This window comes from Brevundimonas sp. EYE_349 (assembly GCF_023147505.1).
Classification (GTDB): Bacteria; Pseudomonadota; Alphaproteobacteria; order Caulobacterales; family Caulobacteraceae; genus Brevundimonas.
The window spans coordinates 131,797-145,279 of record NZ_JAHXPB010000007.1; the positions used below are offsets into that span (position 1 = coordinate 131,797).

Below are 13,483 nucleotides of genomic sequence, written 5' to 3' on the forward strand. Positions count from 1 at the left end.
GTATGACCGCCGTAGAAGGAGACCGACCATGTCCGACGCCTATTCCAACCTGCTGATCGAGCGCCACGAAGACGGCTATGCGGTGGTGACCCTGAACCGGCCCGAGGCGCTGAACGCCTTGAATTCGGCCCTGTTCAAGGACCTCGCCGACTTCCTCGACAGCGTCGAGCATGACGACAGCGTGCGCTGCCTGATCCTGACAGGCTCGGGCGAGAAGGCTTTCGCCGCCGGCGCCGACATCAAGGAGATGGCGGATCAGACCTACGCCCAGATGTACACGGCCAACTATTTCGCCCTCGGCCACGACCGCGTCACCCGGTTCAGGAAGCCGATCATCGCGGCGGTGAACGGTTTCGCCCTGGGCGGCGGGTGCGAACTGGCCATGCTGTGCGACTTCATCGTCGCCAGCGACAAGGCCAAGTTCGGTCAGCCCGAAATCAATCTCGGCGTCGCCCCCGGCATTGGCGGATCGCAGCGCCTGACCCGTCTGGTGGGCAAGTCCAAGGCCATGGACATGGTCCTGACCGCCCGCATGATGGACGCGGCCGAGGCGGAACGCGCGGGTCTGGCCTCGCGCGTCTTCCCGCACGAGACCCTGCTGGACGAGACGCGCAAGATCGCCGCCCGCATCGCTTCGCAAAGCCCGCTGGCGGTCATGGCCAACAAGGAGATGGTCAACGCCGCGCTGGAGACCACCCTGACCCAGGGCGTCCAGTTCGAACGCCGACTGTTCCACTCCCTGTTCGCCTTTGAGGACCAGAAGGAAGGGATGTCCGCCTTCGTCGAAAAGCGCAAACCCGAGTTCAAGGGGCGCTAGACGTCAACCGATCGCCGTGATCGGGCGTTAGGCGGGAATGATGAGCCGTCTGTTCGCCGCCTTCGCCGCCTGCCTGTTCCTGGTCGTCCCCGTCGCTGTCCAGGCCCAGCCGCAGACAGCGCCCGCGCCGGCCTTCGCCTCCGACCGGATCATCGTGGAGACGCGCGGATCGGGGCCGGACGTGGTCTTCATTCCGGGGCTGGGATCGACGGGCGCGGCCTGGCGGTCGACGGCGGATCGGTTGGACGATCGCTACCGGGTGCATCTGGTCACGCTGCGCGGCTTTGGCGGCACGGACATCCAGGGCAACGCCACGGGCGGCCTGGCCGGCCCGGCGGCCGCCGAAATCGAACGCTACATCCGCCAGCAGGGGCTGGTGCGTCCGGCCCTGATCGGTCACTCGCTGGGCGGCCAGATCGCCCTGCGCGTCGCCGCCGACATGGGCGACGGCGTCAGCCGGGTGATGGTGGTCGATTCCTCGCCCTTCTTCCCGTCCCTGGTCGATTCTCGCGCCACCTCGGCCCAGGTCGAGCCGCTGGCCCGGCTGGGCTATCAGGCCCTGCTGCTGTTCGGCGACCAGGCGTTGAAGAGCCAGGCGGCGACGCTGGGCGTGGACATGGGTCTGGCCGGGGACATGGTGTTTCAGGGGCTGGGGCTTCAAGGCGGAGATCGCCGCGTCCTGGCCCAGGGTCTGTACGAAGCCCTGACCGTGGACCTGAGGCCGCGCCTGTCGCAGATCACGGCGCCGGTGACGGTGGTTTATGGCTGGACCCGCGATCCAGAGAACCCGCGCAACCGGCTGGAGGGCCTATATCGCTACGGTTTCCAGGGCCTGCGCCAGCCGCCCCGGTTCGAGCGGATCGAGGGTGCGGGGCACCAGGTCATGATCGAACAGCCGGGACCGTTCCTGTCGGCGGTGCGACGCTTCCTGTCCTGATCTTAGGGCTTGAGAGCCTCGATCACCACGCCTTCCGTCAGCAGTTGCGGCAGGATGTCCGGTTCGGCGCGGCCCGGCCGATAGACCAGATAGAGCGGCACGCCCGAGCGGCCGTGCGCCTGAAGCTCCCGCGTGATGGCGTCGTCGCGGCGCGTCCAGTCCCCGACCAGATAGATGGCGTTCGCCTGTTTCATCGCCTGGGCCACGCGCGGCGACGAGAGGGCGGCGCGCTCGTTTATCTTGCAGGTCACGCACCAGTCGGCTGTCAGATTGACCAGCACTGGCCGCCCTGCCGCCGTCGCCTGGGCGACCGCCGCTTCGGACCAGGGCTGGGCGTCCAGCGCACCGTCCTCCCTGCGAGGTCCGATGTCCGCCGTCCGCGCCGCGCCGGCTGCGGCGCCGGCTAGTCCCAACGCCAGCACCCCCGCGATGGTCGCGCAGGTCGCCGCCATCACAGGCCGTCGGCCGCTCTGACGCGCGTCCTGCGCTATACCCGCCAGCCAGGCGGCGAAGGCCAGCAGCAGCGCGGCCGTCAGCAACAGGCCCAGGGCGTTTACGCCGCCCTGCTTCGTGAACACCCAGACCAGCCATAGGGCCGCGCCATACATGGGAAAGGCCAGCACGCCCTTCAGTCGCTCCATCCAGGCGCCGGGCCGGGGCAGGCGCGACAAAAGCCCGGGCGACAGGCTGATCGCCAGATAGGGCAGGGCAAGGCCCAGCCCCAGCATCAGGAACACCGCCAGCGCCAGGGGCCAGGCCAGCACCAGGGCCGCGCCCAGGGCCGCCGCCATGAAGGGGGCGGTGCAGGGCGCCGCCACCACCACGGCCAAAACGCCGGTGAAAAAGGCGCCGGCCGCGCCGGGCAGGCGCGACAGAGGCCCGGAACCAGCGCTCTGCAACCCCGCCCCGATATGGAAGACGCCCGACAGGTTCAGTCCGACCAGCAACATGACCAGGGCCAGCGCCGCCACCACACCCGGCGACTGCAACTGGAAGCCCCAGCCGATGGCCTGGCCGGCCGCCCGCAACGCCAGAAGCGCGCCGGCCAGCGCCAGGAAGCTGATCACCACCCCGGCGGTGAAAGCCAGGCCGTCCCGGCGCGCGCGCCGCGGATCGTGCGCCGCCGCCGACAGCGAGGCCGCCTTCATCGCCAGCACCGGAAAGACGCATGGCATCAGGTTCAGCACCAGCCCCCCCAGCAGGGCCAACCCCAGGGCCCGGACAAAGGTCCAGACGCCGCCGCCCGGCGGCCTGGCGTCGGCGTCCGCAAGCGGGGACAGGCCGCCGCGACCCTGGGCGCCGGGCAGGGGCGGGCCGGGGCGCGCCTCGATCTCCCACGCGCCCTTGTCGGTCGCCAGAACGCCCGACAAGGCGGCCTCCGCCCCGCGCTTTCCGGGGGCAAGGCCCAGGGTTAGGCCATCGGGGCCGACATGGCCGGTCTGGGCCGCCGCATGGTCGATGCGGTCGCCGTCATAGGGAAAGAAATAGGCCCGGCCGACATCGCCGCCCGCCAGCGGTCCACCGGTGGCGGTCAGGGTCAGCCGGTCGCCCTGGGCGGTCAGACGCGCCTTGATCCCGGCCGGGCGCGGCGCGGTCTCGACCAACCGTTCGATCTCGGGGCCCCAGGATCGGGCCAGGGGGGCCGCGCCGTCGCGCACCGGCAGGGCCAGCGACAGGGTCATGGGCTGGGGCACGCACATCTGGTCGCTGCACACGAGAAACAGCGCGTCCGTCGTCAGGGTCAGGATTTCGCCGGGCCGAGCCGAGGCCGGGGCATGGATCGGCACGGGCAGCAGCACCTCGCCCGAATAGCCGTAGTTCATCAGGCTCATCAGCCGCTGGCGGCTGGGCAGGGGCCACAGGATGGGATCGGCCGTGACGCCCTGGGGCAGGGTCCATGTCAGGCTGGTGGCCCCGCCGGAATCGCCGGGATTGCGCCAATAGGTGTGCCAGCCGGGCGCGATCTTCTGGCGCACCGCCACGACGGTGGTCGATCCCGGCGCGACCCATTGCGACATCGGGACCAGTTCGGCCTCGATCCGCTCGGTCCGCTGCGGGCCGAAGGCGATCTGGCCGGACGCCGGCCCGGCCATAGGCTGGGCCTGTGCCGAGACGGCCGTCAGAAGCAGAGCAAGGCCGAGGACGAAGGCGAAGGGTCGCACGCGCAGTTTCCGACAGGGAAGAAGGCGCGCAACCTAACGTCTTGCGCGCCGCTCGGCCATCGCTGGTCCGTCCTCCGCGTCGATCAGCGCGGATAGGCCTCGTAGACGACCTCGGCGCGACGGCGCAGCGGCTCGTCCTTGCCCGAGGCGGTCACGGCGCCCGCATCGCCCGCCGCGCTCAGTTCAAAGATCGGCGCCGGCAGCCCCGCCTCGGTCAGGGCTGCGACAACGGCTCGCGCGCGACGTTGCGACAGGGTCAGATTGGCCTCGGCCGCGCCCGTGGCGTCGGCCAGGCCCATCACGCGCACGCGGCGCACGTCGCAATCCTTGGCCTTGGCCGCCGCCGCGCGCAGGACCATGGCCGCCGGTTCGGTCAGCCGCGCCTGATTCTCGACGAAATAGATGTCGAACCGACCTGGCGTGCACAGCGATTCGCCCACCACCAGGGCGGTGCGTTTCGGCGTCGGCGCGCACGCCGCCACGATCCCCGTCGCCAGGATCGCCGCAGCCGCCAGTCCTTTTGCAAATCCGATAGGTCGCATCATCTCAGCCCTCCCGCCGGCGAACCGGCCCTTTACGCAAAAGAGGCGGCCTGTCCGTGGACAAGCCGCCTCTTCAACCTAGCGCCGGTCGGCGAGTTCCGCGACCGACAAGTTTTCAATAGCGATCAATAACGACGCTGACCGTTGTCCCAGTAGCACTCGTCCTGGCGGTTGTCGTAGCAGTAGTAGTAGCGACCTTGGCTGTCGCGATAACGCTGCTGGTTGTTGCGGTCCTGGTTGGAGCCGCGGATGGCGCCCGCCGCGCCGCCCAGAGCGCCGCCGATCAGGGCGCCGGTGGCTGCATTGCCGCCGCCGACGTTGTTGCCGATGATGGCGCCGGCGACCGCGCCGAGGCCGGCGCCGACGGCGCCTTGGCGAACAGTCTGGTTCGGGCCGCTGTTATAGCCGTAAGGGTCGCTGGCGCAGGCCGAAGCCAGCAGGCCGGCGCCGGCAATCGCGATAATCGCCTTGTTCATGGTGAAATCCTTTGTCCCTGGGTGTCTGCCCCTGAGGTCCGAAACGTGATGTCGCGGCATAGGTTCCGCAGCGAAAGCGAAATATGGCCACGCTTGTTCGGAACGGGCGCGGCCACGGGGCGTTCGGCCGTCATGAGCGCTCCATCGACCGAAATCTCGACCCCGCAGCCCGACGCCGAGGCGCGATCCCTCACGCCGCACGCGCCGCTTCGCCATGCGGTGGTCCTGGTCAATCCGCTGTCCGGCAGCGTGGGGCCGCGCGCGGCCGGCGAGGTCGAGGCGATCATGGCCGACTACAAACTGGAGGCCCAGGTCGTCACCCTGGAGGGCGGCGGCTTCGACGAGGCCATCGCCGAGGCCTTCGCGGCCAAGCCTGACGTGATCTTCGTCCTGGCCGGCGACGGCACGGCGCGCTCGGTCGCGTCCAAGGCCCGGCCCGACGGCCCCATGATCGCCCCCCTGCCGGGCGGGACCATGAACATGCTGCCCAAGGCGCTTTACGGCACGGCCGACTGGAAACTGGCGCTGAAGCGGGCGCTGGAGGAGGGCGAGGCCCAGCCGGTGTCGGGGGGCGAAGTGCAGGGCGAATATTTCTATTGCGCGGCCATCCTGGGTTCGCCGGCCCTGTGGGCGCCGGCGCGCGAGGCCATGCGGACCGGCAAGATCAAGCTGGCCTGGCAGTATGGACGCCGCGCGCTGAAACGCGCCTTCTCGGGGCGGCTGCGCTTCACGCTGGATGGCGGCGAAAAGCGCCGAACCGAGGCTCTGGTCCTGATCAGTCCGATGATCTCCAAGGCGATGGAGGATCCTATCGGACTGGAGGCGGCCGCCATGGATCCCAGCGACACGACCCAGGCCTTCCGCCTGGCCGCGACGGCGCTGTTCAGCGACTGGCGCCAGGATCCAGCCGTCTCGACCCGCCCAGCGAAACTGATCGAGGTGCGGGCCCGCTCCAAGATTCCGGCGGTTATCGACGGCGAGCCCCTGCTGCTGAAACCCGACGCCGTGGTCCGCTTCGTGCCCAAGGCCTTCAAGGCCCTGGCGCCCAAGCCCCCCTCGGCCGAGGACAGCCTCTGATGGGCCGCGTTCTTCAGTTCTCCGACGTCCATTTCGGCTGCGAGCACAAGAAGGCGTGCGCCGCCGCCCTGGATTACGCCCACGCCACGCCCAACGACCTGGTTCTGATCACCGGCGACATCACCCAGAAGGGCTATCCCGACGAGTTCAAGGCCGCCGGCGCCTGGATGCGCGCCATGCCCGAGCCGCGCTTCGTCATCGTGGGCAATCACGACGTGCCCTATTGGGACGCCGTGGCGCGTGTCTTTCATCCGTGGCGCGCCTTCGAGACCGAGACCGGCTTTCCCGCCCATGACGGCCAGTTCCGCAGCGATGCGGTCATGGTGCGGGGCGTCGTCACCGCGCGCGGCTGGCAGGCGCGGCCCAACTGGTCCAAGGGCGTCATCGACCTGGACCAGACGCGCCGCGCGGCCGAGGCCCTGCGCCAGGCGCCCATCGGCGCGCTGCGCATCCTGGCCTGCCACCATCCGCTGATCGAAATGGTCGGCACGCCGATGACCGGCGACGTCAAGCGCGGCGACGAGGCGGCCCTGATCTTCGCCGAGGCGGGGGTCGATCTGATCATGACGGGCCATGTCCATGTGCCCTTCGCCATGCCGATCCCGCTGGCGGATCACTGCTCCTATGCGGTGGGATGCGGAACCCTGTCGCATCGCGAAAGGGGCGCGCCGCCAGGCTTCAACCAGATCGACTGGGACGCCAAGGCCATCACGGTCACGGCCCTGGCCTGGGATGGCGCCAGCTATCGGTCGCACCAGGTCTGGCGCCTGCCGCGCCGCCAGGACACCCGCAAGGCCGCGACGGCACCCAGCCCGGTCGAGCCGGGCGCACTGGAAAAGGCGGCGGTTTGAGACTGTCTCCTCCCCATTTCATGGGCAGGTGGCGCGGCGCGCCTTCGCGCCGCGACGCAGGGGGGCTTTGCCGCATCGCGGGCGCCTGTTGAACTTCGCGAGCCCCTCCACCACGCTTCGCGTGGTCCCCCTCCCCACAGGTGGGGAGGAGACTTGTCCCTATCGGAACGGCGGCTCGTCGAAGGCGCGAAGCTTGCGCGAATGCAGCCGCGGGCCTTCGTTCCGCAGCAGGTCCACGGCCTGGATGCCGATCTGAAGGTGTTCGGAGATCGAACCTTCGTAGAAGCGGTTGGCCTGGCCTGGCAGTTTGATCTCGCCGTGCAGGGGCTTGTCGGACACGCACAGCAGCGTCCCGTAGGGCACGCGGAACCGGTACCCCTGGGCGGCGATGGTGGCGCTTTCCATGTCGATGGCGACGGCCCGGCTCTGGTTGAAGCGCAGCGCCGATTTGGAATAGCGCAGCTCCCAGTTCCGATCGTCGGTGGTGACCACCGTGCCGGTGCGCAGGCGCAGCTTGACCTCGTCGCCCGGCATGCCGCTGACCGACTTGGTGGCGTCGTACAGGGCGCGCTGGACCTCGGCGATCGAGGGGATGGGGATGTCCGGCGGCAGGACCGCGTCCAGCACATGGTCGTCGCGCAGATAGGCGTGGGCCAGCACATAGTCGCCGATGGTCTGGCTGGCGCGCAGGCCGCCGCAGTGACCGATCATCAGCCAAACGTGCGGGCGGGTGACGGCGAGGTGATCCGTGATCGTCTTTGCGTTCGAGGGCCCGACGCCGATGTTGACCAGGGTCACGCCCTTATGGCCCGGCGCGGTCAGGTGATAGGCCGGCATCTGGTGCTTCTTCCAGGCCGTGTCGCTGATCGCGGCCTCGGGGTTTGGCGTGTCGCGCGTGATGACGACGCCGCCGGCGCAGGACAGGGTTTCGTAGGGACTGTCCCGCGTCTGCAGCTGTTCGATGGCCCAGCGCACGAACTCGTCGACATAGCGGTTGTAGTTGGTGAACAGGACATAGGACTGAACATCGTCGACCGGCGTGCCGGTGTAGTGTTTCAGCCGCGCCAGCGAGAAGTCCGTCCTGAGACCGTCGAAGTGCGACAGGGGAAAGTCGCCGCCCATCTCGAACAGACCGTCCGCGATCTCGTCGCCGATATGGGCCAGATCCGTGGTGGGGAACCAGCGCGCCAGTGCGGCCGTCATCGATCGGTCCAGCGCGACCTCAAGACCGTCGGTTACATAGGGAAAAGGGATTTCCTGACGCGACACGCCGACTTCGAAGGTGGCGTTATACTCCTGCTCCAGCAGGCCCAGCTGTTCGGTCAGATAGGGCCGGAATAGGTCAGGCCGCGTGATGGTGGTGGCGTAGCTGCCCTGTTTCGACAGCCGAGCGTAGGCGCGCGGCTCCAGGTCCTGGGGACGATCCCCGTCCCAGCGGATGCGAAGTTCGGGATAGGCGAACACCCCTTCGGCGCGTTTCAGCGGATCGGGCCGCGCGCCGGTGTTGACGAAATCCCGCACGGCCTCGCGCAGGTTGGTCACGGATTGGGTGTAGAGGGTTTCGAGGCGGTCCAGCGCCGCCTGTGCTGTCATCTGTTCTGTCATGACTTCCTCTAGCGAAGCTTCTTGGCTTTGGCGAGGCGCCCGCCGTTCAAACCCGATTTCGTTGCATTGCAGCAATTTATGACAGGGCTGCGGTTGCGGAGGGCGGCGTGGGGGCGCATCTGGCCCGAATGTCCACTTCCCTCGCGTCAGCGCCCGCCAAGAAGGAGCTCGGCTTCGTCGAGTTCGTCTGTCTTATCGCCCTGATGATGGCGCTGAACGCCCTGGCCATCGATTCCATGTTGCCAGCCTTGCCGCATATCGGCGACGACCTGGGCGTGGCCAACGCCAACAGTCGCCAGTGGGTGGTCACGGCCTATCTGCTGGGCTTTGGCGGGGCGCAGCTGATCTATGGTCCGCTGGCGGATCGGTTCGGACGCAAGCCCGTGTTGCTGGTCGGGGTAGGCCTCTATGTGGTGTTCAGCCTTCTGGCGACCCTGGCGCCGACCTTCGACATGCTGATCCTGGCGCGCATCGGCCAGGGGCTGGGCAGCGCCTGCACCCGCGTTCTGGCCGTCTCCATCGTGCGTGACCGCTACGAGGGCCGCACCATGGCGCGGGTCATGTCCTTCAGCTTCCTGGTCTTCCTGGGCGTGCCGATCCTGGCGCCGTCCATCGGTCAGATGATCATGCTGGTCGGCCCGTGGCGGTGGATTTTCGCGGGGCTGGGCCTGGTGGGCGTGGGCCTGATCGTCTGGGCCTGCTTGCGTTTGCCCGAGACGCTGAAGCCCGAGGATCGGCTGCCGATCCAGATGCGTCGCCTGGCCTCGGCCTACAAGGTCGCCGTCACCGACCGCACGGCCGTCGGCTATACGCTGGCCATGACGGCGATCACCGGGGCGCTGTTCGGCTTCATAAACTCGTCCCAGCAGATCTTCGCCGACGTGTTCGACGCCGAGGCGGCCTTTCCGGCCGTCTTCGCCCTGATCGCGGGCGGCATCGCCGTGGCCTCGCTGGTCAACGCCCGGCTGGTGGTCAGGCTGGGATCGCGCAGGATTTCGCACACCGCCCTGATCGGCTTCACCGCCATCTCCGCCGTCCACGCCGTCGTGGCGATCAGCGGCCATGAATCGATCTGGACCTTCGCGGTGCTGCAGACCCTGACCATGTTCTGTTTCGGGCTGATCGCCGGCAACTTCGGCGCCATGGCCATGGAGACGATGGGCCATATCGCCGGCACCGCCGCCTCGATCCAGGGCTTCGTCTCCACCATCGCCGGCTCCCTCTTGGGCTTTGCGGTGGGCCAGCAGTTCAACGGCACCACGGTTCCGATGGCGGCGGGCTTCACCCTGTTCGGCCTGGCCGCCCTGGGGTGGGTCCTGTTCGCCGAGCGCGGGCGGTTGTTCCGGGCGCACCATTCGGCGCCGGCCTGATCGGGCATGGCCCAGACTTGATCTTTTCGGCGTTTCCGCGCGTTGTCCGGCCAATCGTTACGGTCAGCCCAGGAAAATCCCGATGAAGCGCAAAGCGCTCGGCCTCGTCTCCGCCCTCGCCCTCGCCGCCGCCCTGGGGGTCAGCGCCTGCTCCACCACGTCGGGCGGCGCGTCCCTGGCCCCGCCCGCCATCGCCCCGGCGCCGGGCCCGGAAGCGGTCGACAGTCACACCTACGCCCGGCCTGAGATCGCCCGCGTCGTCGATGTGGCGCTGGACCTGACCGCCGACTTCCAGGCCAAGACCCTGGCGGGCACGGCGACCCTGGACATCCTGGCCATCCCCGGCGCCAACGAGGTGATCCTGGATATCCGCAACCTGGACATCCAGGACGTGCGCGACGCGGCGGGACAGCCGCTGCGCTTCGTGGTCGGCGAGAACGACGCCATCAGGGGCCAGCCCCTGACCGTCTATTTCCCGGCCTTCACCGCCAATGAACGCCGCAAGATCACGATCCGCTATTCGACCCGGCCCGACGCCGCGGCGCTGCAATGGCTCAGCCCGGCCCAGACGGCCGGCGGCCAGAAGCCCTATTTGTTCAGCCAGGGCCAGGCGATCCTGACCCGCACCTGGGTCCCGACCCAGGACAGCCCCGGCATCCGCCAGACCTATTCCGCCCGCATCACCGCGCCCGCCGACCTGACCGTGGTCATGAGCGCGGATCACCTGACGCCCAATGGCGAACCGGCCGGAAACGGCATGAAGACCTGGCGCTTCCGGATGGACAATCCGATCCCGCCCTATCTGATCGCGCTGGGCGTCGGCGACATCGCCTTTGCGCCGTTCGACGGCCGCACCGGGGTCTGGACCGAGCCCAGCCGCCTGCGCGCCGCCCAGTGGGAGCTGGAGCCGACCGCCCAGATGGTGACGGCGGCCGAGAAGCTGTATGGCCCCTATCGCTGGGGCCGCTACGACCTGCTGGTCCTGCCACCCTCCTTCCCGTTCGGCGGGATGGAGAACCCCAAGCTGACCTTCGCAACCCCGACCATCATCGCCGGCGACCGGTCGCTGGTGTCGTTGGTGGCGCACGAACTGGCGCACTCCTGGTCAGGCAATCTGGTGACCAACGCGACCTGGAACGACTTCTGGCTGAACGAAGGCTTCACCGTCTATTTCGAGAACCGGATCATGGAGTCCGTCTACGGTCACGACCGGGCCATGCAGGAGCAGGTTCTGGGCTGGGACAGCCTGCAGGACACGCTGAAGTCGCTGCCGGCGGCGGACACCCGCCTGCATCTGGACCTGAAGGGCCGCGATCCCGACGACGGCATGAACGACATCGCCTATGAGAAGGGCGCCCTGTTCCTGCGGACCATCGAGCTCACCGTCGGGCGGGATCGGTTCGACGCCTGGCTGCGCGGCTACTTCGACCGCAACGCCTATCGCCCGATGACCACGGCCATGTTCCTGCAGGACATCCGCGACAATCTGATCAAGGGCGACCCTGCGCTGGAAAGCCAACTGCAGATGGACGCCTGGGTCTATCAGCCCGGCCTGCCGTCCAACGCCGTCGCGCCGGTGTCCCACGCCTTCGAGCCGGTGGATGCGGCCGCCGTCGCCTTCTTCAAGAACAAGGGAGCGGCCTCGGCCATTCCGTGGACGGACTGGAACACCCAGCAGCGCCAGCGCTTCCTGGGCTGGCGTCCCGACGGCCTGCGAACCGGCGCTGACTGGCTGACTAATGCACAGCTGGCCGATCTTGAGCGGACGCTGAACCTGTCGAACGAGGGCAATGCCGAACTGACCTTCGCCTGGCTGCAGATCGCCCTGGCCCATCGCTATCAGCCGTCGGTCGCCACGGCCGAGACGTTCCTGACCAGCCAGGGCCGCCGCAAGTTCGTCCTGCCGCTGTTCCAGACCCTGTGGAACGAAGGCGACTGGGGCCGCCCGATCGCCCGCCGCATCTACGCCGAGGCCCGTCCGCTGTATCACCCGGTCACCAGCGGCTCTGTCGACCAGCTGGTCGGTCGTCCGTAAGCCTAGAGGTCCACGACCGCCACGCCGGTTTCCTCCGCCAGCCGTTCCGCCAGGACGGCGCGGTGGCAGCCGGCGTGGTCGGCCTCGAAGCACAGCAGGGCGACGGGTTTGTCGGCCGCCAGCGCCTTCAGCCGCTCGTACTCGATCTGGGCCTGCGGCTCGGCGAGGTGACCGGCGAAGATGGCGCGCATCTCGTCGACACGGCCCTTGCGCGCCGCATCTCGTCCGGCCTTGGGCGTGCCCAGGCCGCGCAGGTGGAGGTAGTCGATCCCTTCGGCCTTCAGGCTTTCGCCCAGGATCGTCTTGGAAAAACCGGCGCGGCGCGAGGCGGCGACGGCGCGGACATCGATCAGGGTCTGGACCCCGGCCGCTTTCAGCCGCGCGATCACCTCCGCCTGGGTCGCGCCCTCGTAACCAATGGTGAAAAGCTTCATCGGCCTCAGATGGGCGGCCGCCGGTAGAACGCCAGCGTGGCCGTGAAGGCCCGCGTTGCGGTGCGGCGCCCTATCGTCTATCCCGCCGACACGGATTTCGACAGGAGCTTTTCCCATGGCTGACCTCGCCCCCGGCGTCGTGACTCTCTTCGGAGGGTCGGGCTTCATCGGGTCGCAGGCGGTGCGCGCCCTGGCGCGGCGCGGCTGGCGCATCCGCATCGCCGTGCGCAACCCGGTCCTGGCCATCGAGATCCAGCCGCTGGGCGATCCCGGCCAGATTCAGTTCATGCGCTGCGACGTCACCAACCCGGCGGAGGTGGCCGCCGCCGTGCGCGGCGCGGACGCCGTGGTCAATCTGGTCGGCGTCCTGCATGACGCGGGCGGCAAGCGCGGCTTCGACGCCGTCCACACCCAGGCGGCCAAGACCATCGCCGAGGCGGCCAAGGCGGCGGGCGTTCAGCGTCTGGTCCAGATGTCGGCCATCGGCGCCGACGCCGCCAGCCCCTCGGCCTATGGCCGCACCAAGGCCCAGGCCGAGCAGGCGGTGCGCGCCGTTTATCCCGATGCGGTGATCCTGCGTCCGTCGCTGGTGTTCGGCGCCGGCGACGGCTTCCTGAACCGCTTTGCGTCCATGGCGACGATGTCGCCCTTCCTGCCGTTGATCGGCGGCGGCGACACCCGGTTCCAGCCGGTCTATGTCGGCGATGTCGCCGAGGCGATCGCGCGCGGCGTGACCCGCGCGGACGCCGCCGGCCGCACCTATGAACTGGGCGGGCCGAGCGTCTTCACCTTCCGCGAGGTGTTGGAGCTGGTGCGGCGCGAGACGGGCCGTGACCGGATGCTGGTCTCTTTGCCCTTCGCGGTCGCCAAACCTCTGGGTTCGCTGCTGCAGCTGAGCCGGTTCGTCGGCGTCACGCCGCCGCTGACGCGCGATCAGGTGCTGATGCTGGAGCGCGACAATGTCGTGGCGCCCGAGGCTCTGGGGCTGGCGGCGCTGGGCGTGGATCACGCCACCGGCATGGCGGCCATCGCCCCCTCCTATCTGTGGCGCTACCGCGTCGGCGGCCAGTTCGCCGAAGCCCCGGCGCACTGAGCGGACTGCGGATCAATCCCCATCCGATGGGGCCGCAGGCCGCGTTTCGCCGCCTGCGGGACTTCGCGTGCGGGAACAAAGAGT

Annotated in this window: 12 protein-coding genes; 7 read left to right on the forward strand and 5 right to left on the reverse strand. The window is 68.9% G+C overall.

What is annotated here, in order from left to right; genetic code table 11:
• The first annotated feature begins 28 nt into the window (after nt 1-28).
• Entirely contained in the window at nt 29-817 is a 789-nt protein-coding gene (locus KZX42_RS13605; RefSeq protein ID WP_248120080.1) for an enoyl-CoA hydratase-related protein, read from the forward strand.
• A 40-nt stretch (nt 818-857) separates the two neighbouring features.
• Entirely contained in the window at nt 858-1,754 is an 897-nt protein-coding gene (locus tag KZX42_RS13610; RefSeq protein WP_248120082.1) for an alpha/beta hydrolase, read from the forward strand.
• Between the two features lie 2 nt (nt 1,755-1,756).
• On the opposite strand, the gene KZX42_RS13615 is transcribed toward KZX42_RS13610, so the two are convergent.
• The 3 genes from KZX42_RS13615 to KZX42_RS13625 form a co-directional block, all read right to left on the reverse strand.
• Nucleotides 1,757-3,916 carry a thioredoxin family protein gene (locus tag KZX42_RS13615; RefSeq protein WP_312570580.1) on the reverse strand — a complete coding sequence of 720 codons (2,160 nt, stop codon included), beginning with the start codon at nt 3,914-3,916 and terminating at the stop codon, nt 1,757-1,759.
• An 83-nt stretch (nt 3,917-3,999) separates the two neighbouring features.
• The gene (locus KZX42_RS13620) at nt 4,000-4,461 is read right to left on the reverse strand and encodes an OmpA family protein (protein WP_248120084.1); all 462 of its coding nucleotides are present in this window, start codon (nt 4,459-4,461) and stop codon (nt 4,000-4,002) included.
• A 122-nt stretch (nt 4,462-4,583) separates the two neighbouring features.
• On the reverse strand, nt 4,584-4,934 hold the full coding sequence (locus tag KZX42_RS13625) for a glycine zipper domain-containing protein (protein WP_087120902.1): 351 nt from the start codon (nt 4,932-4,934) through the stop codon (nt 4,584-4,586).
• A 132-nt stretch (nt 4,935-5,066) separates the two neighbouring features.
• On the opposite strand from KZX42_RS13625, the gene KZX42_RS13630 reads away from it, so the two are divergent.
• Together KZX42_RS13630 and KZX42_RS13635 are read left to right on the forward strand one after the other, a co-directional pair.
• On the forward strand, nt 5,067-6,011 hold the full coding sequence (locus tag KZX42_RS13630) for a diacylglycerol kinase family protein (protein ID WP_248120086.1): 945 nt from the start codon (nt 5,067-5,069) through the stop codon (nt 6,009-6,011).
• Nucleotides 6,011-6,862: a metallophosphoesterase gene (locus KZX42_RS13635; protein ID WP_248120089.1), complete on the forward strand. Its 852-nt coding sequence runs from the start codon at nt 6,011-6,013 to the stop codon at nt 6,860-6,862. The genes KZX42_RS13630 and KZX42_RS13635 overlap by 1 nt, the downstream gene beginning before the upstream one ends.
• 159 nt (nt 6,863-7,021) lie before the next feature.
• On the opposite strand, the gene KZX42_RS13640 is transcribed toward KZX42_RS13635, so the two are convergent.
• A complete protein-coding gene (locus KZX42_RS13640) occupies nt 7,022-8,467 on the reverse strand; it encodes an AMP nucleosidase (protein ID WP_248120090.1) in 1,446 nt (481 codons plus the stop codon).
• 128 nt (nt 8,468-8,595) lie between these two features.
• Between KZX42_RS13640 and KZX42_RS13645 the strand changes: the two genes are divergently transcribed.
• Nucleotides 8,596-9,837: a multidrug effflux MFS transporter gene (locus KZX42_RS13645; RefSeq protein ID WP_248120092.1), complete on the forward strand. Its 1,242-nt coding sequence runs from the start codon at nt 8,596-8,598 to the stop codon at nt 9,835-9,837.
• A gap of 82 nt (nt 9,838-9,919) precedes the next feature.
• The gene (locus KZX42_RS13650) at nt 9,920-11,872 is read left to right on the forward strand and encodes a M1 family metallopeptidase (protein ID WP_248120094.1); all 1,953 of its coding nucleotides are present in this window, start codon (nt 9,920-9,922) and stop codon (nt 11,870-11,872) included.
• Between the two features lie 2 nt (nt 11,873-11,874).
• Here the strand turns inward: KZX42_RS13650 and KZX42_RS13655 are convergent, their stop codons facing one another.
• On the reverse strand, nt 11,875-12,306 hold the full coding sequence (locus KZX42_RS13655) for a DUF488 domain-containing protein (protein ID WP_248120102.1): 432 nt from the start codon (nt 12,304-12,306) through the stop codon (nt 11,875-11,877).
• A 115-nt stretch (nt 12,307-12,421) separates the two neighbouring features.
• Between KZX42_RS13655 and KZX42_RS13660 the strand changes: the two genes are divergently transcribed.
• Nucleotides 12,422-13,399: a complex I NDUFA9 subunit family protein gene (locus KZX42_RS13660; RefSeq protein WP_248120110.1), complete on the forward strand. Its 978-nt coding sequence runs from the start codon at nt 12,422-12,424 to the stop codon at nt 13,397-13,399.
• Nucleotides 13,400-13,483 lie beyond the last annotated feature (84 nt).

Excerpts from the sequence above, each read along its gene's own strand:
- KZX42_RS13605 (WP_248120080.1), top strand. The coding sequence starts at position 29 with ATGTCCGACGCCTATTCCAACCTGCTGATCGAGCGCCACGAAGACGGC.
- KZX42_RS13610 (WP_248120082.1), top strand. The coding sequence starts at position 858 with ATGAGCCGTCTGTTCGCCGCCTTCGCCGCCTGCCTGTTCCTGGTCGTC.
- KZX42_RS13620 (WP_248120084.1), bottom strand. The coding sequence starts at position 4,461 with ATGATGCGACCTATCGGATTTGCAAAAGGACTGGCGGCTGCGGCGATC.
- KZX42_RS13625 (WP_087120902.1), bottom strand. The coding sequence starts at position 4,934 with ATGAACAAGGCGATTATCGCGATTGCCGGCGCCGGCCTGCTGGCTTCG.
- KZX42_RS13630 (WP_248120086.1), top strand. The coding sequence starts at position 5,067 with ATGAGCGCTCCATCGACCGAAATCTCGACCCCGCAGCCCGACGCCGAG.
- KZX42_RS13635 (WP_248120089.1), top strand. The coding sequence starts at position 6,011 with ATGGGCCGCGTTCTTCAGTTCTCCGACGTCCATTTCGGCTGCGAGCAC.
- KZX42_RS13640 (WP_248120090.1), bottom strand. The coding sequence starts at position 8,467 with ATGACAGAACAGATGACAGCACAGGCGGCGCTGGACCGCCTCGAAACC.
- KZX42_RS13645 (WP_248120092.1), top strand. The coding sequence starts at position 8,596 with ATGTCCACTTCCCTCGCGTCAGCGCCCGCCAAGAAGGAGCTCGGCTTC.
- KZX42_RS13650 (WP_248120094.1), top strand. The coding sequence starts at position 9,920 with ATGAAGCGCAAAGCGCTCGGCCTCGTCTCCGCCCTCGCCCTCGCCGCC.
- KZX42_RS13655 (WP_248120102.1), bottom strand. The coding sequence starts at position 12,306 with ATGAAGCTTTTCACCATTGGTTACGAGGGCGCGACCCAGGCGGAGGTG.
- KZX42_RS13660 (WP_248120110.1), top strand. The coding sequence starts at position 12,422 with ATGGCTGACCTCGCCCCCGGCGTCGTGACTCTCTTCGGAGGGTCGGGC.